Source organism: Massilia sp. LXY-5 (assembly GCF_059801075.1).
This window is the reverse complement of the sequence record NZ_JBNNEH010000001.1, coordinates 653,423-672,448: the sequence shown is the minus strand read 5'-3', so window position 1 is coordinate 672,448 and position 19,026 is coordinate 653,423. Positions and strand designations below refer to the sequence as shown.

12 protein-coding genes are annotated in these 19,026 nt (G+C 65.7%); 3 read left to right on the top strand and 9 right to left on the bottom strand.

What is annotated here, in order from left to right:
- The first annotated feature begins 117 nt into the window (after positions 1 to 117).
- Together ACI48I_RS02910 and ACI48I_RS02905 are read left to right on the top strand one after the other, a co-directional pair.
- Positions 118 to 1,728, top strand: coding sequence for a POT-type proton-dependent oligopeptide transporter (locus ACI48I_RS02910; protein ID WP_498573290.1), 1,611 nt, complete (start codon positions 118 to 120; stop codon positions 1,726 to 1,728).
- Positions 1,729 to 1,788: 60 nt separating this feature from the next.
- Positions 1,789 to 4,515 carry an alpha-1,6-glucosidase domain-containing protein gene (locus ACI48I_RS02905; protein WP_498573289.1) on the top strand — a complete coding sequence of 909 codons (2,727 nt, stop codon included), beginning with the start codon at positions 1,789 to 1,791 and terminating at the stop codon, positions 4,513 to 4,515.
- Positions 4,516 to 4,527: 12 nt separating this feature from the next.
- Here ACI48I_RS02905 and ACI48I_RS02900 read toward each other — a convergent pair whose 3' ends face one another.
- The 5 genes from ACI48I_RS02900 to ACI48I_RS02880 form a co-directional block, all read right to left on the bottom strand.
- A complete protein-coding gene (locus ACI48I_RS02900) occupies positions 4,528 to 6,192 on the bottom strand; it encodes a response regulator (protein ID WP_498573288.1) in 1,665 nt (554 codons plus the stop codon).
- Positions 6,182 to 7,627 (bottom strand): ATPase domain-containing protein, encoded by a 1,446-nt coding sequence (locus ACI48I_RS02895; protein WP_498573287.1) that lies wholly within the window; start codon positions 7,625 to 7,627, stop codon positions 6,182 to 6,184. Before ACI48I_RS02895 ends, ACI48I_RS02900 begins: the two co-directional genes overlap by 11 nt.
- A 120-nt stretch (positions 7,628 to 7,747) precedes the next feature.
- Entirely contained in the window at positions 7,748 to 9,562 is a 1,815-nt protein-coding gene (locus tag ACI48I_RS02890; protein ID WP_498573286.1) for a sensor histidine kinase, read from the bottom strand.
- 186 nt (positions 9,563 to 9,748) lie between these two features.
- Entirely contained in the window at positions 9,749 to 10,045 is a 297-nt protein-coding gene (locus ACI48I_RS02885) for a hypothetical protein (RefSeq protein WP_498573285.1), read from the bottom strand.
- Between the two features lie 7 nt (positions 10,046 to 10,052).
- Complete coding sequence (locus ACI48I_RS02880; RefSeq protein ID WP_498573284.1) at positions 10,053 to 11,918, bottom strand: glucokinase; 1,866 nt, start codon at positions 11,916 to 11,918, stop codon at positions 10,053 to 10,055.
- Positions 11,919 to 12,095: 177 nt separating this feature from the next.
- On the opposite strand from ACI48I_RS02880, the gene ACI48I_RS02875 reads away from it, so the two are divergent.
- Positions 12,096 to 12,392, top strand: a complete 297-nt coding sequence (locus ACI48I_RS02875) for a hypothetical protein (RefSeq protein ID WP_193688546.1) — start codon at positions 12,096 to 12,098, stop codon at positions 12,390 to 12,392.
- A gap of 32 nt (positions 12,393 to 12,424) precedes the next feature.
- Here the strand turns inward: ACI48I_RS02875 and ACI48I_RS02870 are convergent, their stop codons facing one another.
- The 4 genes from ACI48I_RS02870 to ACI48I_RS02855 form a co-directional block, all read right to left on the bottom strand.
- Positions 12,425 to 14,056, bottom strand: coding sequence for a methyl-accepting chemotaxis protein (locus tag ACI48I_RS02870; protein WP_498573283.1), 1,632 nt, complete (start codon positions 14,054 to 14,056; stop codon positions 12,425 to 12,427).
- Positions 14,057 to 14,270: 214 nt separating this feature from the next.
- Positions 14,271 to 15,938, bottom strand: coding sequence for an alpha-amylase family glycosyl hydrolase (locus tag ACI48I_RS02865; RefSeq protein ID WP_498573282.1), 1,668 nt, complete (start codon positions 15,936 to 15,938; stop codon positions 14,271 to 14,273).
- Positions 15,939 to 15,961: 23 nt separating this feature from the next.
- Positions 15,962 to 17,593 (bottom strand): alpha-D-glucose phosphate-specific phosphoglucomutase, encoded by a 1,632-nt coding sequence (locus tag ACI48I_RS02860; protein ID WP_498573281.1) that lies wholly within the window; start codon positions 17,591 to 17,593, stop codon positions 15,962 to 15,964.
- 77 nt (positions 17,594 to 17,670) lie between these two features.
- Positions 17,671 to 18,993 (bottom strand): MFS transporter, encoded by a 1,323-nt coding sequence (locus ACI48I_RS02855; RefSeq protein WP_193688542.1) that lies wholly within the window; start codon positions 18,991 to 18,993, stop codon positions 17,671 to 17,673.
- Positions 18,994 to 19,026: the final 33 nt, after the last annotated feature.

Below are 19,026 nucleotides of genomic sequence, written 5' to 3'. Positions count from 1 at the left end.
GGTACTGCTTTGGGATGAAGTAGCAAAACTACGAAGCCTCTGGATGAGCTGATTTTTTTAGTTGCAAAGACCCCAACGGCGTCATAGGATCGCGTCTTGTCCATTTCAGGATGCGCCATGAGCCAGCCGACGACGACCGCCACCAGCGGACGCATGCCCCGCCAGATCCCCTACATCATCGCCAACGAAGGTTGCGAGCGTTTCTCGTTCTACGGGATGCGCAACATCCTCACGCCCTTCCTGATTTCGACCCTGCTGCTCTTCTTGCCGGAGTCCGAGCGCACGGGCGAAGCCAAGCACGTGTTCCACACCTTCGTCATCGGCGTCTACTTCTTCCCGCTGCTGGGCGGCTGGCTGGCCGACCGCTTCTTCGGCAAGTACAACACCGTGTTCTGGCTCAGCCTCGTCTACGTCGCGGGCCACGCCTGCCTTGCCATTTTCGAGGACAACGTCAAGGGCTTCTACCTCGGCCTGGGCCTGATCGCGCTCGGCTCGGGCGGCATCAAGCCGCTGGTCGCATCGTTTGTGGGCGACCAGTTCGACCAGACCAACAAGGGAAAAGCGAAGCTCGTTTTCGACGCCTTCTACTGGATCATCAATTTCGGTTCCTTCTTCGCTTCGCTGCTGATGCCGCTGTTCCTGAAAAACTACGGGCCTGCGGTGGCCTTCGGCATCCCCGGCGTGATGATGTTCATCGCCACCATGGTGCTGTGGAGCGGCCGCCGCAAGTACGTGCACGTGCCGCCCGCCGCGGCCTCGCCGCATTCGTTCACGCGCGTGGCGAAGAGCGCCCTGCTCGCGCATGCGCCGGGCGCAGGGCGTCCCGGCCTCACCGTCGCCCTGGCCGGCGTGGCGGGTGCCGTGCTGTCGCTGGCGATGACGCCGCAATGGGGCTTCGTGATCGCGGCCTGCACGGCCCTGGTACTGCTGCTCGCTTTCGGCGGCATCGGCACTTCGATGCAGCTCGAGCGTGCGCGCGGCCTGCATCCGGACGAGGCGGTCGACGGCGTGCGCGCGGTGCTGCGCATCCTGATCGTGTTTTCGCTGGTCACGCCCTTCTGGTCGCTGTTCGACCAGAAGGCCTCGACCTGGGTGGTGCAGGCCAATTCGATGATCACGACCTTCTCCGTCTTCGGCAACGAGTTCACGCTGCTGCCGGCGCAGATGCAGGCCCTCAATCCCCTGCTGGTCATGCTGCTCATCCCCTTCAACAACCTGGTGCTGTTCCCGATGCTGCAAAAGATCGGCTTCACGCCGACGCCGCTGCGCCGCATGACGGCCGGTATCGCCTTCTCGGCCCTGTCCTGGCTGGTGATCGGCACCATCCAGGTCTCGATGGACGCCGGCACCCCGACCTCGATGGCCTGGCAGATCCTGCCGTATGCGCTGTTGACGATGGGCGAAGTGCTGGTTTCGGCCACCGGCCTCGAATTCGCCTACAGCCAGGCTCCGGCCTCGATGAAGGGCGCGATCATGGCCCTGTGGAGCCTGGCCGTCACGGTCGGCAACCTGTGGGTGCTGGTCGTCAACGCGGCCGTCAAGAACGACGCTGTGCTGGGCAGGATCCGCGACTCGGGCCTGGGCCTGATCGCCTTCCAGATGTACTTCTTCGCGGCCTTTGCCTTGCTGGCCGCGATCGCGTTCGGCTTGTACGCGAAGCGCTACAGGATGGTCGACCACTATCGCAGCAACGAGACTGCGCAGGCACCGGCGGCCGTCAAGGCCTGATGCAGGCTCGAATACCGGATATCGTGAGTACGATATCCGGCATCCTTTAAAATGCGGCGCATGAGCTCATCCATCCGCCGCGCCCTCCTCCTCTCTTTCCTCGGCCTTGCCGGCAAGGCCCACGCCGCCATTCCGCTGCAGGCCTGCGACAGCCCCGCTTTCGCCACGGTCCTGCACGCGGCCCCGGCCAGACTCGAAGCGCGCGCCGTCTGGCTCGATCGCCGCCTCGCCCAATGGCCCGGCATGGCAAGCGAGGGCCGCTTCCGCCTCTACCACTCCCCGGGCGGAGCGATCGTCGCCGCCGCCGGCGCGAAGGTACAAGGCGCGGCGGGCGTGCTGGAACTTGCAGTGCAGGCCGGCGCCGTTCCGCCCGCGGCGGCGCAGCGCTTCAAGTACGTCGCGCCCGGCCCGGTGCTGGCCCTGAACGACGCCGACCTCTCCCGCATCGCGCAGCTGCACCGCGAACAGCTGGTGCTGGTGCGCGAAGACGCGAGCGGTACCGTGCTCGCCGCCACGCGCCTGCAGGCGGCCGGTGCCCTCGACGACCTGTACGCGGCCGCCGAAGCCATCCCCGACCTCGGCGCCATCCCGCGCGCAAGCGCCACGACCTTCACACTGTGGGCGCCGACCGCGCAGCAGGCAGCGGTGTGCATCTACGACAAGGGCACGGGCCGCGCCCGCGCGATCCACCCGCTGGCCTTCGACGCAACGACCGGCGCCTGGAGCGCACAGGCCGCGGGCGACCTGTCCGGCCGGTACTACAAGTATGCCGTCGACGTGGTTGCCGACGGCAGCGGCCTGGTGCGCAACCTGGTCACCGATCCGTATTCGGTCAGCCTCACCACCGACTCGAAGCGCAGCTACATCGCCGACCTCGACGCGGCCAGGCTCAAGCCGCAGGGCTGGGACATGCACCGCGCCCCCGATACCGTCAGGGCGTCGGCCGACATGAGCGTCTACGAACTGCACGTGCGCGACTTCTCGCGCGACGACACCAGCGTGCCCGTGAACAAGCGCGGCAAGTACACGGCCTTCGGCGAAACGCATTCGAACGGCATGCGCCATTTGCAGGCGCTGGCAAAAGCAGGTCTCACCGACATCCACCTGCTGCCCGTCTACGACATCGCCAGCGTCCCCGAGACCGGGTGCGCGCTGCCGAAACCGGCGGGTGCGGCAAGCAGCGAGCGCCAGCAGGCGCTGGTCATGAAGACCGCCCGCACCGACTGCTACAACTGGGGCTACGACCCGTACCACTACAACGCGCCCGAAGGCAGCTACGCCAGCGACCCGCGCGACGGTGCACGCCGCATCATCGAGCTGCGCGAGATGGTGATGAATCTGCACCGCGCCGGCCTGCGCGTCGGCATGGACGTGGTCTACAACCACACCTTTGCCGCCGGCCAGAAGGAGAAATCGGTCCTCGACCGCATTGTGCCCGGCTACTACCACCGGCTCGACGCGGCCGGCGCCGTGGCGCAGTCGACCTGCTGCGACAACACCGCGACCGAGAACCGCATGATGGCTAAACTCATGATCGATTCGGCGGTGCTGTGGGCGAAGCACTACCGCATGGATTCCTTCCGCTTCGACCTGATGGGGCACCAGCCGCGTGCGGCGATGGAGCGCCTGCAGGCAGCGGTGGACAAGGCCGCCGGCCGCAGCGTGCAGCTGATCGGCGAGGGCTGGAATTTCGGCGAGGTGGAAAACGGCGCGCGCTTCGTGCAGGCCTCGCAGCTGTCGCTCAACGGCAGCGGCATCGGCACCTTCAGCGACCGCGCCCGCGACGCCGCGCGCGGCGGCGGTGCCGGAGACGCGGGCGAGGCCGTGATCAAGCGCCAGGGTTATATCAACGGCCTCGTCTACGACGCCAACGCCAGGGCGGACAAACGCCCGCGCTCGGACCTGCTGCAGGCCGCCGACATGATCCGCGTGGGCCTGGCCGGCACCCTGCGCAGCTATCCGCTGGTGAATGCGGATGGCGTCACGCGCAAGCTGGCGCAGATGGACTACGGCGGCCAGCCGGCCGGCTATGCGAGCCAGCCCGGCGAGACCGTCAACTATGTCGAGAACCACGACAACCAGACCCTGTACGACGCCAACGCCCTCAAGCTGCCGCTCGCCACCTCCACGCCCGAGCGCGCCCGCGTGCAGGTACTCGGCCTGGCCATCAACGCCTTCAGCCAGGGCGTGGCCTATTTCCACGCCGGTTCCGACATCCTGCGTTCCAAATCGCTGGACCGCAACAGCTTCAATTCCGGCGACTGGTTCAACCGCCTCGACTGGACCTACCGCACCAATCATTTCGGCACCGGCCTGCCGCCCGCGCCGGACAACGCGCAGGACTGGCCGCTGTTCAAGCCGCTGCTGGCCAACCCGGCCTTGCGTCCGCAGCCGCAAGACATCGCTTTTACGCGCGACGCCTTCCGCGACCTGCTGGCGATCCGCGCCAGTTCGACGCTGTTCCGCCTGCGCACGGCCGACGAGGTGGCGCAGCGCCTGCGCTTCTTCAACGTCGGGCCGCAGCAGGAAGCGACCGTGATCGCGGCCCATTTGGACGGGCGCGGCTACCCAGGCGCGGGTTTTACCGGCATCCGTTACTTCATCAATGTCGACAAGCTGGCGCACACCGTCACCGACGAAGCGGCGCGCGGCATGCGGCTGCGCCTGCATCCGGTGCAGGCCGCCGCCACGGCCGGCGACAAGCGCGCCGCCCAAGCGCGCTTCGACAGCACCGCCGGCAGCTTCGACATTCCGCCGCGCACGGCCGTGGTGTTCGTCGAGGAGTGAGCCGGGCGGCGCCTAGGAACTGGCCGCCTTGTACAGCGCCAGCGAGATGGCGTTGGTCAGCGCACCCAGCGTATAGGGCTTGCGCAGGAACTGGATGCGCAAGGTCTGCAGGCGGCCCGGATCGACCATGTAGCCGCTGGTGAGCACCACAGGGATCTGCGGATGGTGACTGGCGAGCCAGTTCACCAGGCCGATGCCGTCCAGCCGGCCGGGCATCATGACGTCCGACAGTACCAGGTCGACTTCGTCGAAGTCCGCCTCGATGGCGGCGTCGGCGCTGTCGACGATCGTGATCTCGGCGTCGAGCACCGCCAGCAGCGAGGACATGGTCTCGGCCACGACCGGATCGTCCTCGACGCACAGGACCCGCACCCCGGACAGGGAGTGCGGCGCCACCTCGGCCGTGCCACCCTGCACCGCCTCGGCCTTGCGGCTGCTGCGCGGCAGCAGGATGCCGACCGTGGTGCCCACTGCTTCACGCCGGATGAAGGCCAGGCCGTCGCTCTGGCTGGCGAAGCCGTACACCTGCGACAGGCCCAGGCCGGTGCCCTTGCCTACCGCCTTGGTCGTGAAAAAGGGTTCGAAGGCCTGGCGCGCCGTCTTGTCTGACATGCCCTCGCCCTCGTCGGTCATCGCCAGGCAGACGAATTCGCCGGCCAGCTCGCCCGCCTCCGGCAGGGCCGCATCGGGCAGGTGCAGGTTGCGCGCGTCCAGCACCAGCTTGCCGCCGTCGGGCATGGCGTCGCGCGCGTTGACGGCCACGTTCAGCAAGGCCGCGTCGAGCTGGGCCGGATCGACCGACACCGGCCACAGCGCGGGTGCGATCTGCAGCCGCAAGTCGATCCCCGGTCCCAGCGATCCGAGCAGCAGTTCGGCGGCGGCGTTCAGGTACAGGGGCAGGTCGAGGGCGACGTTGTTCAGCGGCTGCCTGCGTGCATAGGCCAGCAGTTGCTGCGTCAGGGCGGCGCCGTGGCCGGCGGCGCGCCGGATGCTGTCGAGCGCGCGCTCGCTGCGCGGATTGGCGTCCTTTGCCAGCAGCATGCGCAGCAGTGTCTCCGAACCCGAGATCACCTGCAGGATGTTGTTGAAGTCGTGCGCCACGCCCCCTGTCAGCCGGCCCAGCGATTCGAGCCGGCGCGCCTCGGCCAGCGCCCGTTCGACGCGGCGCCGCTCGCCCACTTCGCGCTCCAGCGACAGCGTGCGTTCGCGCACCGCTTCCTCGAGCGAGCCGGCGTGCTCCTGCAAGGCCTGCCATTGATCGCGCAGGGCAAACTGCAGGCGGCGCGTGCGCAGGGCCGCGCGGATCGACATCAGGAGCACCTCGCGCGAGGTGGGCCGTTCGATCAGGGTGATATTGCCGATGCGCGCCAGGCGCGCGAAGCGGTTGCTGTCGACCTTGCCGCCGTCCGGGCCGGCCAGCGTCAGCACCGGCAGGTCGGACCAGGGCGGCTGGCGCCGCAGGCTCGCATCCAGGCCTTCGAGCGAACAGCGGTCCAGGCCTTCCTCGGTGACGACCGCGCACCAGGTGCAGTCGCCGAGGGCGGCATAGAAGGCTTGCGCGTCGGCGCAGGCCTGCACCTGCACGCCCTCTTCTTCCAGCATCAGGCGCAGCGTGTGGGCGTCGCCTTCGATCGGCGCGAAGATGGCCGCGACGGCGCCGAGCGCGTCAGAACTCAAGGGGCATGCCTCCCGACTCGACGACCGGTACCGCGACCCGCGCGCCGATCTCGATACCCGCATCGGTCAGGTGGAATTCGCGCACGTCGTGCTCATGGCGGCCGTGGCGGCGCTTGAGCATGCAGATGGCCTTGCGCACGACGTTGTCGTGCTCGTAGTAGCGCAGCGAAATGATGTTGTCCGTGATGATGCTGAGCGCGTCCGGTTCCTTCGAGGTATCGAGTCGGGCCGAGTGGGCGCCGACGATGATCGAGGTCACGTTCATGTTGCTCAGGTAGGAGAACAGTTCGTTCATCTGCAGCAGCAGCGACTTTTCCTCGCGAATCACGTCGAGATAGGAATTGATGCAGTCGATGATGATCAGGCGCGCGCCGCGGTCCTCGACCAGGCGCCGCACGTTCCAGATGAATTCGCCGGGCGAGATGCGCGAGGGATTGACCCGCTGCAGGTGGAACAGGCGCTGTTCGTCGGTCGCGTCGTCCTGGTGCATGTGTTCGACCATGCGCGAGCGCAGCGTGACCTCCGACTCGTCGAAGGTGAAGTAGCCGACCTGGCGGCCGCTTTCGACGACCGACAGCGCGTATTGCAGGGCCAGCGTGGACTTGCCGGAGCCCGACGGGCCGACCACCATCGTCGAGCTGCCGGCGATGAGCGCGCCGCCGACCAGGCGGTCGAGGCTATCGACCTTGCTGAGGATGTCGAGCACGTCGTCGTCGCGATGGTGCTCCTGGGCGATCAAGCTGGGGAAGACCAGGATTTCGCTTTTCTTGATGGCGTAGTCGTGCCAGCCGCTCTGGAAGTCGCCGCCGCGCAGCTTGACCACGCGCAGCCGGCGCCGCGTGGCACCGAAGCTGCGCTCGAGCTGTTCGAGCGTGACCACGCCGTGCACCGCGCTTTGCAGCTCGAACTCGCGGCCGTCGGAGGTCAGGTCGTCGAGCAGGATGACGGTCGCCTGGAACTCGGCCAGGCGCTGGCGCAGGTCGATGATCTGGCGCCGGTAATGGGCGCTGTCACGCGCCAGCAGGCGCACTTCGACCATCGAATCGATGACGACCCGCCTGGCGCCGCTGTGCGCAATGCGTTCGGCGATCCGCGCCACCAGGGCCGACAGCTCGCTGTCGGTCGGCAGCAGGATCGTCTGCGAGGCCCTGGTGTCCGGCGCGATCGGCATGATTTCCTCGATCTCGATGCCGTCCAGGTTCCAGCCGTGGCTGTGCGCGTTCGCGAGCAGCTCTTCCCGGCTTTCCGACAAAGTCAGGTACAGGCAGCCTTCGCCGAGCGAGGCGCCGTGGATCAGGTAGCGCAGCCCGAGGGTGGTCTTGCCGGTTCCCGGCCGGCCTTCGATCAGGTGGACACGGCGGCGGATCAGGCCGCCGCGCAGGACCGCGTCGAGCTCCGGGATGCCCGTCTTAATTCGTTCAATATCGGCATGCATGAATGCCCCTTACATAAGATTGGATGGCGCTGCCGCTGGCAAGTGGGCATATGTCGGCGAATTATAAAATATACAAATCGCATCAAATGTGCCTTGCCTAACAGTGGCGCGCATTCCTTTCTATGGTTGAGGAACAGCCTCCGCATCCGGTTCGGCCAGCGGCAAGCGTACGACGAAGGTGCTGCCCCTGCCTACGCCTTCGCTGTGCGCAGCGATCGTTCCATCGTGGAGTTCGACCAGCCCTTTCGCGATCGAGAGGCCCAGTCCCAATCCACCAAGGGAACGGTCGATGGTCGTCGGACCCTGCACCAGGGAGTCGAAGATGGTCGGCAAAACATCGGCCTCCATGCCGACACCTTTATCGATCACCTCGATCACCGCCATGCCGTCGGCCGCGTCGTTGCGGACGCTGATCGTGCTGCCCTCGGGCGAATATTTCATGGCGTTGACCAGCAGGTTGTCGACGACCTGCTCGAGGCGGGTCTTGTCGCCCATGACCCAGGCGTCCTCGGTATGGATCTGCCATTCGTGCGTCGAGGCTGTCGCCATGATCCTGGAATCGCAGCAGAATTTCACGACGCTGCCGATATTTACGGGCGCTTTCTCGATCATCACCTTGCCGGACAAGACCCGGCGCACGTCGAGCAGGTCTTCCACCATTCGGGTCAGCTGCCGCAACTGGCGCGTCGCGATCTCCCAGGCCTTTTCGGTTTTTGCCGCCGGCATGGACGGCAGGCGGATCACCGACATCGCCCCGCTGATGGCCGCAAGCGGGTTGCGCAGTTCATGGCTCAGCATCGAGATGAAATGGTCCTTGGCGTCGCTCTGGGCTTCGGCCTGCTTCCTGGCGGCGCGTTCGCTCGTCAACAGGCGTGCGCGCTCGCGCTCGAGTGCCTCGCGCGCCGCGCTTTCCTGCGACAGGGCCAGGCTGCTTCGGTGCAGTTCTTCCAGCAGCACGTTCACTTCGTTCAGCTGCGAGCGGGTGGCCGGGGTCACGCGTCCCAGCGCCAGTGCATGGGCCGCCAGGGTGGCGTTGCGCAGCGACTTGTCGATCCGGTGGCCGAAGAAGACGGCAATTCCCACCGCGCCTCCCAGCACGCCCAACAAGGCCATCGCGGCGAACCAGGTGGTCATGCGCGCAGCCGATTCGATTTCCGCGACCGGCACCCCGACGGCAACGGTCCAGCCGGTCAATTCCGAGCGCACGAAGGTGTCGTAGACCTCGATGCCGTCCCGGGTCATGTGGCGTACCAGCCCGCTTTGCCGGCGGCGGGAGGCGTCGAACAGTTCGGGGCGCACCCGCCCTCCTATCATTTTCTCCGGATTGCGGTTGCGCGCGATCGAGACGCCGTTCGCGTCGAACACGCCGACGATCCAGCTCGCGGGCAGCGTGTTCTTGCGGAAGACTTTATTGAAATAGTTTGGATCGAAAATCTGGGTGACGACGTATTTCTTGCCGGCCGACGCAGGCACCGGAACGTTGACCGACACCACGCCGCGCTGCGACCGCGCGCCGATGAAGTAACCGCCGACAGACGACTTTTGCTTATCGTAGGCGATTGCCGCCCATTTCCCTGAACGCCTGGCCAGGGGCGTACCGTAGGGCATCAGCGTGTTGAGCAGCCCGTTCCCTTCGTAGTCGGCGATCAGGGTCCAGCTCAGGGGGGAGGTCCGCGTCGCGGACAGGAGGGTGTACAGGCGCTCGAAGTTGTCCGTCCTGAGATCGTGCGAATGGGCGATCGTGGTGACGGATGCTTCAGCGGCGGCGATTTCGCCGTCGATCATCAGGGAGGTCGATTTCGCGATTTCCTCGATGCTGCGAAAACGCGACTCCTGCTCGAAGCGCAGCAACATCGATAAGCCGAGGATTGCCAGGCAAGCCACCGGCACGATGATCGCAACCAGCATCAAGAGGAGGTAACTGCGTGTTTTCATCAATTCCCAGCCACGTCGACGGCATCGCGGCGGGAAATCTGCCGGATATTGTAAAACCGCCCAACTTGCACTTTAGCATGCCCGGCCTTCATCATAAAGCCTGTCCCTGGCACCCTGGAGTGGCCAGCTTGCTATTTTGTCCAGGCAGGCCTTTGTTGACCAATACCGCTGGCGGCGCCCCTGATGTCAGCGCCCGGCATACAAGGTTTCAGTCGCCCGCTTCAACCCGGCCTGCGGCAAGAACTGGTCTGAAATGGTGAGAATCGCGTGCAGGTTGTTTCGCAGTTTCTCGAGCTCGATGTCCCCGGGCCCGATCGCCGTCTGCAGCAAATGGATGGCCATGTCAGCCAGCAGCAGGCGCTGCCTGGCCTGCCATGCGCCGGGGTCGTTCCTTGTCGCCGGATGAAGCCGGTAAGCCTCTTCGACGGCAGCGTGTATCTCCCAGCCCATTCGTAGGAGTTCGTCGCGTTTGCTGTCGTCCATGCCGGCGCTACACGTCCAGGTGCGAAATGAGCAGCTTCCTCGCCTCGATGTCCCCATCCTGCCCCGCCTGGGCACCGAGTGAAATCCCGACCGCCATGATGTCGATCAGGAGCAGCTGCAGGATGCGCGAAATCATCGACAGGAAGACCGTGCTGTCCTCGGCGTGGTCGACCGCCAGGCAGACGTCCGCCTTCTTCGCCAGCGCCGATTTGCTGCTGGTGATGGCGATCACGCCGGCGCCGGCGCGGCGCGCGGCGTCCACGGCCGACAGCAGTTCGGGCGCCTGCCCCGCCGTCGAAATCGCGATGACCACATCGTTCGGTTTGAGCAGTTCGGCAGCGAGCTGGAACAGGTGGGCGTCGCCGTGGGCCGTGGTCGGGATGCGGAAGCGGAAGAATTTATGCTGGCCGTCGAGCGCGACCACGCGCGCGTTGCCCATCGCGTAGAACTCGACCTTGCCGGCATTTTTCAACATCGCGATCGCGCGGTCGATCGCGTGCACGTCGAGGCCGTCGCGGAATTTCAGGATCGCGGAGACGGTGTTGTCGATCACCTTGGCCGACAGGTCATGGGTGCTGTCGCTCATGCGCACCTGGCTGTGGCGCACCGGGATCGAACCGGTCAGGCTGCCGGCGAATTTCAATTTGAATTCGGCCAGGCCCTGGAAGCCGAGCGAGCGGCAGAAGCGGATCACGGTCGGCTGGCTGACGTCGGCCAGGCGCGCGATCTCGGCGATCGGCTCCGACAGCACTTTACGGGGATGCTCGAGCACCAGGGCGGCCACACGCTGCTCGGCAGGCGACAGTTCGTGCTGCAGGTGCTGGACGCGCTCCATCAGGGTATTCGCGCCGCTGCGCCCGCGCAGGTGTTCGGACAGGATCGTCGACACGCCGCGCAGGGCGGGATTGGGGGTCATGATCACATAGGTCGGGATCGCGGCCAGGTAGTCCGTAAAACGCCCTTTCGCCTCGAAGCGCGCGCGAAACGGAGAGGTCGCAAACCACTGCGCGATGCGCGGCACGATGCCGCCGCCAATAAAAATGCCGCCGAAGGCGCCGAGGGTCAGCGCCAGGTTGGCCGCCGCGCCGCCGAGCATGCCGGCGAAGCATTCGAGCACCTCGAGGCACAGCGCATCGCGTTCGTCCAGCGCGCAGGCGACGATCTCGGCGGCCGTGCGCGCGGGCGCCTGCACGCCGTTGCGCTCCGCCAGGGCGCGGTAGACCAGTTCCATGCCGGGACCGGACAGGATGCGTTCGTTCGACACGTGCGGCCACTCGCGCCAGGCGTATTGCAGGATCGCGAACTCGCGCTCGTCGCTCGGGGCGAAGTTGACGTGGCCGCCTTCGCTGCCCAGGGTGACGAAGCCGTCGGCCGTCGGGATCACGCCCGACACGCCGAGACCCGTGCCGGCGCCGAGCACGCCCGCCACCGCGTGCGGCTGGGCCTTGCCGCCGCCGACCTGCAGCACGTCGTTCGCCTGCAGGCCCGGCAGCGCCATGGCGAGGGCCGTGAAGTCGTTGACGATGACCAGGGTCGACCATCCCATCGTGCGCCGCACTTCGTCGGTCGAAAACTGCCAGTCGCGGTTGGTCATGCGCACCATGTCTCCGCTGACCGGATTGGCCATGGCGAAGGCCGCATGCGTGATGCGCTCGCCCTTCTGCTCGGCGATGGATGGGCTGAGATACGCGTTCAGCAGCGGGACGATGCCGCTGTAGTCGTCGCAGCGCAGGACGGCGGTCTGGCGGAACACGCCGGGCGCCGTCTCGAGCGTGAAGCGGGCGTGGGTGGCGCCGATGTCGGCCAGCAGGCGCGGGCCGTCGGCGTAGGAGGCACGGCTGGATTTTTGTTCGGTGTCTGGTTCGGTGATCATGGCAGTGCTGTACGGCTGGGATACCTGGGAGGCGCACAGGATAGCATTGTTTGATTGCTACCAGCCGGCTATCGATTGCCGGCCGCCCCATGCGTGGCCGGATGGCGCCCGCATACAGTTGCGGTGCGCCATTGAACGAATTCACACACCCGGTCGATCCGGGACTATAGTCCCCTGATGAACCCTCGTGAAAACCATGTATCCGCCGAGCTGATCGATGCGTCGATCAATATCTTGCGCGCGCAGGGAATGTACGCCGCAACCCGCATGCTGTGCGAAGCTGGCGTGGCCATGGAGACGGCTTGCCGCGTATTGCGGCAACCCGGCCAGCGCCGGCTGCATGACAACTGCGTCATCCACACCTGGTCGCTGGAGGAATACCCCGGACCGTCCGCACGCTACGCAGTGCGCCAAAGCCAGGCATCGTCGTTCACGTACCGCTACCGGCAGCGTGCTTCAATCCTTTTGCGGTAGCAGTTCACGCACGACCGCCCCTGCCTGGCGACTCAGGCCAGGGCCAGGCGCCCCGACGCTCGAACCGATGCGCCTGCACGCTCGCCCGCCGCGTGCATGGCCGCCTGGCCACCGGCGCTGCCGTCGAGCTTGAAGGTGCTGACCAGCTGCGCCAGGGAGGCGGCCTGCTCCTCGAGCGACGTGGCCGCGGCTGCGGCCTCTTCGACCAGGGCCGCATTCTGCTGCGTGACGTCGTCCATCTGCGTGATCGCCGCATTGACCTGCTCGATGCCCAGCGTCTGCTCGGCACTCGCGCTGGCGATGCCGGACATGATGGCGGTCACGCGCGAAATACCCTGCACGATCTCCTGCATGGTGGCGCCCGCCTCTTCGACCAGGTGGCCGCCGGTTTCGACCTTGCTCACGGAATCGGTGATCAGCCCGCGGATTTCCTTGGCCGCCGCCGCCGAGCGCTGCGCCAGGTTGCGCACTTCGGACGCGACCACGGCGAAACCGCGGCCCTGCTCGCCGGCGCGCGCCGCCTCGACCGCGGCATTCAGGGCCAGGATGTTGGTCTGGAAGGCGATGCCGTCGATGACCGCGATGATGTCCGCGATCTTCTTCGACGATTCGTTGATCGAAGCCATCGTGTCGACCACCTGGGAGACGACCTGGCCGCCACGGGTGGCGATGCTCGATGCGTCCTGCGCCAGCGCGTTCGCTTCGCGTGCGTTGTCGGCGTTCTGCCTGACGGTACTGGTCAGCTCCTCCATCGAGGACGCCGTCTCTTCCAGCGAACTTGCCTGCTGTTCCGTCCGGGACGACAGGTCCAGGTTGCCGGCGGCGATCTGCTGGGAAGCCGTGACAATCGTGTCCGTGCCGGTGCGCACTTCGGCAACGGTCTTCAGCAAGCTTTCGTTCATGTCTTTCAGGGCCGACAGCAATGCCCCTACTTCGTCTTTCGACGACACGCGGATATCGGCGGTCAGGTCGCCGGACGCGACCTGCTGGGCCAGCGCCACTGCGCGCGCGAGGGGACGCGTGATGCTGCGCGTCAGCGTGGTGCCGAGCGCGACGCCGCAGGCCAGGGCAAACACGCCCAGCGCGATCAGGATCTTGCGCGAATCGGCATACACCTCGTCGATGCGGGTGTTCGCGGCCTGGAACAGCGAATCCTGGTAGGCGACGACATTGTCGACGGCGGCCAGGTATTTTTTCATCTCCGGCACCAGGGTCTGGTCCACGTTTTTCCTGAACACGTCGTCCACGCCCCAATCGGCCTTGCGCTTGAACAGGTCGTTGCGGACCGTGGTGTAGACCTTGCGCTGCTCGGCGACGAGGCGCAGGTTTTCCTTGCCCTTCTCGCTCGTCACCAGGGCGGCCAGTTCGTCCTGCACCTTGCTGACCTGGGCGCTGACTGCCTTCATTTCGGCATCCAGGTGTTTTTCCTCGGCCGCATCGATGGTATTGGCTTTCGCGAGCGTGCGTACGCTGTTGGTGGCCACGCCCTCGCGCCAGGCGGCCGCCAGCTTGGCCTTGTAGTTCGTGCCGACCATGATGGCCTTGGCCTCATCGATGCGCGAGAGCTGCCACAGGGCGCTGGCGAGCACGACGCCCAGCAACAGGAGGAGAATTGCAAAAGCACCGCTGAGACGTGTGCCAATCTTGAAGTTCGACATGTTCATGAGTAAGCCTGTTGTTTGTATGGACGAGATGCCCAGGTAGGATAACTCCTACGAAACAACAAACAATCACTCAATGCAAAAAATGTAGCTTGTGTGAAACTTTCACCACAATCAGGTGGGCGCCATACAACGCTCCAGTAACAAAGTTTTCACAGCTAATATCGCATGCATAACAGGTATGAACACGTCGGCAACTACCTGTGCCGGCCGGGTCCTACTCCTGCCCGATCAGCACCACCGGATAACGCGCATCGAACTGCACCTTGCCGTTTTTGACGACCGCCGTCTTGCCCGAATAGCCGTCGCGCACGGTCTGGCCATCGAGGAAGACGCCCGTCACCGGCACTGCCGCCGGTTTGTCGACCGGCAGCCCCAGCGCGATGACAACGCGGTCGACCACACCGTTCTTTTCATACGTGCGTTTGAAGGTGTACGGATAGTGCTGGATCATGCGGTGCACGCCGGCACCGACGGCGGGATGGGCCTGGCGGAAGCGCCCCAGTTTCGCCCAGTGCTCGCGTACATCCATCACGCGGTTCAGGCCGCGCTGGGCGTTCGCCGCCAGTTCGTCCCAGTTCATGAAGGAGCGCAGCGTGGCGTCGCCCTCGGCGCCCTCCACTTTCAACAGGCGTGCCGTCTCGTCGCCGTAGTAGATCTGCGCTGCGCCCGGCGCCAGCAGCAGTTTGTTGGCCGACTCGTAAGGACGCTGGCGCAACGCGTCATACGGTTCGCCGTCGTCGTGCGAGCTGAGGTAGTTCAGCACCGAATAGCCTTTCATCGGCCCTTGCAGCGCCTGTGAATACTCGCTGAACAGCTTCTCGTACGACTCGACGGCGTCCGCCTTCATCGCGAAGTTGATCATGCTGTCGAAGCCTTGCGCCGGATAGTCCACCGTCATGCCGCCCAGGTCGAAAGCGCGGCCATGCTTGATGGCGTAGTTGTAGACCTCGGCCGTCATGTAGAACGGAGTGTCGCCCAGCTTCTTCGCCGGATTCGCCTTCTTCCAGTCCTCGAAGGCGGCGCTCGCGACTTTTTTGAGATCCTTCCACACGCCCGGCTCGGTGTGTTTTACCGTGTCGGCCCGGAAGCCGTCGACGCCATATTTGCGCACCCAGTCGGCATGCCATTTCACCAGGTAGTAGCGCGGCGCACGCGGATAGCCGGTGCGCTTGAAGAAGGCGTCGAGCTCCCTGACTTCGCGCTCGTAGCGCCCTTCGCGTTTCCATTTCTCGACCAGCGCAGGCGGCAGCGCGACCGGCTTGTTGCTGTCGGTGCGAATGTCCGGCAGGTTTTTGACGAGCGTGCAGTCGATCGTCGTGCGCGCATCCTTGTAGGTGCAGGTGGGACCGGTACGCACCCAGTCCGCCGGCCACACCGGATCGCTCCCGGTGACCGGGCCGGTGTGGTTCATGACCACGTCGAACAGCACGCGCAGGCCGTGCGCATGGGCGGTTTCGACCAGGGTGCGCAGCTCGTCCTCGGTGCCGAGGTTGGCGTCGATGGCGGTGAAATCGCGCGCCCAGTAGCCGTGGAAGCCGTAGCTCTTGCCGGTCCCTTCGTCGGTGCCGGCGTGGATCTGCTCGACCGGCGGCGTGATCCACAGGGCGGTCACGCCCAGCTCGTTGAAATAACCCTCCTTGATCTTCGCCGTGATGCCGGCGAAGTCGCCCCCCATGAAACCGCGCAGCTTCGCGGCATCGTCCTTGCGGCCATAGGCATGGTCGTTATCCGGATTGCCGTTGTTGAAGCGGTCCGTCAGCAGGAAGTAGACGGTCGCGTTCTCCCACACGAAAGGTTTCGACGGCGCGGCCCAGGGTGCGGGGGCCGCATTCGCCGTTTGCGTGGCGAACAGCAGGGAGACGGCAAGTGCGGATAATTTCATGCAGGGTTCCTGGTAAAAAGTGGTCAGGTAATCACGCTCGGCCGCTGGCGGCCGGTGCGCTGGCGCAGTTCGGACACGCCGTCGGCAATCGCGACCAGGCCGGACAAGGCTTGCTGGGTCTCGAGATGGTGGCGTGCCGGGTCGGCCTCGTAGCGTTCGAGGTAGACACGGATGGTGGCGCCTTCGGTGCCGGTACCGGACAGGCGGAACACGATGCGCGAGCCGTCGCTCATGACGATGCGCACGCCCTGCTTCGAGGCGACGGAGCCGTCGACCGGGTCGGTGTAGACGAAATCGTCGGCCAGCGCCACGCGATAGCCGCCCAGGGTCTGGCCGGCCAGCTTCGGCAGCTTCGCACGCAGCGCGGCCATCATGGCATCCGCTGCCGTGGCGTCGACGGCTTCGTAGTCGTGGCGCGAATAATAATTGCGGCCGAAGCGCGCCCAGTGTTCGGCAACGAGCTGCTCGACTGGTTTGCCCGTCACGGCCAGCAGGTTCAGCCAGAACAGCACCGCCCACAGGCCATCCTTCTCGCGCACGTGGCTTGATCCGGTGCCGTAGCTCTCTTCGCCGCAGAGCGTGACCATGCCGGCATCCATCAGGTTGCCGAAGTACTTCCAGCCGGTCGGGGTCTCGAAGCAGGAAATGCCGAGCGCCTCGGCCACGCGGTCGGCGGCGGTGGAGGTCGGCATCGAACGGGCGATGCCCTTGATGCCGGCCGCGTAGCCCGGCGCCAGCGTCGCATTCGCGGCGATGATGGCCAGGCTGTCGGAAGGCGTCACCGCGATGCCGCGGCCGACGATCATGTTGCGGTCGCCGTCGCCGTCCGACGCCGCGCCGAAGTCGGGCGCGTCGGGGCCGTTCATCAAGGCGACCAGTTCGGCGGCGTTGACGGGATTCGGGTCCGGATGGTGGCCGCCGAAATCTTCCAGCGGCTCGCCGTTGATGACGGTGCCCGCAGGCGCGCCGAGCACTCCTTCGATGATCGCCCTTGCGTAGGGTCCGGAAACGGCGCTCATGCCGTCGAATTTCATGGTGAAGCCGCGCTTGAACAGCGCGCGGATGGCGTCGAAGTCGAACAGGCGTCCCATCAGCTCCGCGTAGTCGGCGACCGGGTCGATGACCTCCACTTGCATGCCTTCGAGCGAGGTGGTGCCGATTTCATCGAGGTTGACCGGCGGTGCATCGCTGATGCGGTAAGCGCTCAGGGTCTGGGTATGGGCGAAGATCGCCTCGGTGACCTTTTCCGGGGCCGGGCCGCCGTTCTCGATGTTGTACTTGATGCCGAAGTCGCCGTCCGGGCCGCCGGGGTTGTGGCTGGCCGACAGCACGATGCCGCCGAAGGCGCCGTGCTTGCGGATCACGCAGCTCACCGCCGGCGTGGACAGGATGCCGCCGCGCCCGACCAGCATGCGCGCCACGCCGTGGGCGGCGGCCATGTGGAGGATGGTCTGGATCGCGTCGCGGTTGAAATAGCGGCCGTCGCCGCCGAGCACCAGGGTGCGTCCGCTGCAGTCGCCCAGGGTCAGGAAAATCGCTTCGACAAAATTCTCGAGGTAGCCCGGCTGCTGGAACTCGGTCACCTTCTTGCGCAGGCCCGAGGTACCCGGACGCTGGCCGGCAAATGGCGTCGTTGCCACGGTCTGAATCGTCATGCTTCGCTCCTGTGATCGCGTGTGTTTGTTAGTAAAACGTTACGATACGACAGGAGCGAAAAGGATGGCGCGCAGGTCTAGGACCCTGCCTTGTCGGTCACGAACAGCGTCAATACGCCTGCCAGCAGCATGCAGCCGCCGCCCAGCGCCAGCGTTTGCACGGTATGGCCGTTGAAAAATTCGCGGGTGACGAAACCGAGCAGCAAACCGCTGACGATCTGCGGGATCACGACGAAGAAGTTAAACAGGCCCATGAAATAACCCATGCGGCTGGCCGGCAAGGCGCCCGCCAGGATCGCATACGGCATCGTCAGGATGCTGGCCCAGGCGATGCCGACGCCGACCATCGGCAGCATCAGCATTTCCTTGCTGCCGATGGCGACGATGCCCGCCAGGCTGATGCCGCCGATGGCGAGGCAGGTCGCGTGCACGATCTTGCGGCTGGTGGCGCGCGCGAACACCGGCAGGATGAAGGCGGCCAGGGCGGAGACGCCGCCGTAGACGCCGAACATGACGCCGACCCAGTTGCCGGCTTCCTGGAAGGCGGCCGACTGGGCGTCGCGGGTGCCGTAGATGGTGTCGGCGATCGCGCTGCCGGTGTAGATCCACATCGCGAACAGGCCGATCCAGGTGAAGAACTGCACGAAGGCCAGCTGCACCATCGTTTTCGGCATCTTCGTAAAACCGCTCAGGATTTCGACGAAGGCGACGTTCAGGTTGCGCGCGTGCTTGCGCTCCTTGTGGAAGGATTCGAGGTCGGGCGGCGGCAGTTCGTCGGCGCTGAACACGGTCCAGCTGACGGCCAGGAAGAATACGAGGGCGCCGGCATAGAAGGAATAGCGCACGGTGTCGGGAATGGCGCCGTCGACCGGCACGTTCGACACGCCCAGCCAGGCCAGGATCTGCGGCAGCAGCGAGGCGATCACGCCGCCGCAGCCGATGAAGAAGGTCTGCATCGCAAAGCCGGCGGTCTGCTGCGAGGCGTCGAGCTTGTCGCCGACGAAGGCGCGGAACGGCTCCATCGAGATGTTGATCGCGGCGTCCATCATCCACAGGACGGCGACCGCCATCCACAACATCGAGGAATTGGGCATCAGGAACATCGCAATCGCGGCCAGCAGCGCGCCGCCGAAGAAGAACGGACGGCGGCGGCCCCATTTCGGGTGCCAGGTATGGTCGCTCGCATAGCCGATCACCGGCTGCACCAGCAGGCCCGTCACCGGCGCGGCCAGCCAGAACAGCGAGAGATTGTCGGCATCCGCGCCAAGCGTGGAAAAGATGCGGCTGGCGTTGGCGTTTTGCAGCGCCCAGCCGAACTGGATGCCGAAGAAGCCGAAGCTCATGTTCCACAACTGCCAGAACGACAGGCGTGGTTTGAGCGCCTTGGTATGCATGTCCATCTGTGTCCCCAATGGCCCGGGTCCGGGCTCGAT

What these genes read in the sequence shown, in the direction of transcription:
- ACI48I_RS02910 (WP_498573290.1), top strand. Translation starts at nt 118, where the DNA reads ATGAGCCAGCCGACGACGACCGCCACCAGCGGACGCATGCCCCGCCAG.
- ACI48I_RS02905 (WP_498573289.1), top strand. Translation starts at nt 1,789, where the DNA reads ATGAGCTCATCCATCCGCCGCGCCCTCCTCCTCTCTTTCCTCGGCCTT.
- ACI48I_RS02895 (WP_498573287.1), bottom strand. Translation starts at nt 7,627, where the DNA reads ATGCATGCCGATATTGAACGAATTAAGACGGGCATCCCGGAGCTCGAC.
- ACI48I_RS02890 (WP_498573286.1), bottom strand. Translation starts at nt 9,562, where the DNA reads ATGAAAACACGCAGTTACCTCCTCTTGATGCTGGTTGCGATCATCGTG.
- ACI48I_RS02885 (WP_498573285.1), bottom strand. Translation starts at nt 10,045, where the DNA reads ATGGACGACAGCAAACGCGACGAACTCCTACGAATGGGCTGGGAGATA.
- ACI48I_RS02880 (WP_498573284.1), bottom strand. Translation starts at nt 11,918, where the DNA reads ATGATCACCGAACCAGACACCGAACAAAAATCCAGCCGTGCCTCCTAC.
- ACI48I_RS02875 (WP_193688546.1), top strand. Translation starts at nt 12,096, where the DNA reads ATGAACCCTCGTGAAAACCATGTATCCGCCGAGCTGATCGATGCGTCG.
- ACI48I_RS02870 (WP_498573283.1), bottom strand. Translation starts at nt 14,056, where the DNA reads ATGAACATGTCGAACTTCAAGATTGGCACACGTCTCAGCGGTGCTTTT.
- ACI48I_RS02865 (WP_498573282.1), bottom strand. Translation starts at nt 15,938, where the DNA reads ATGAAATTATCCGCACTTGCCGTCTCCCTGCTGTTCGCCACGCAAACG.
- ACI48I_RS02860 (WP_498573281.1), bottom strand. Translation starts at nt 17,593, where the DNA reads ATGACGATTCAGACCGTGGCAACGACGCCATTTGCCGGCCAGCGTCCG.
- ACI48I_RS02855 (WP_193688542.1), bottom strand. Translation starts at nt 18,993, where the DNA reads ATGGACATGCATACCAAGGCGCTCAAACCACGCCTGTCGTTCTGGCAG.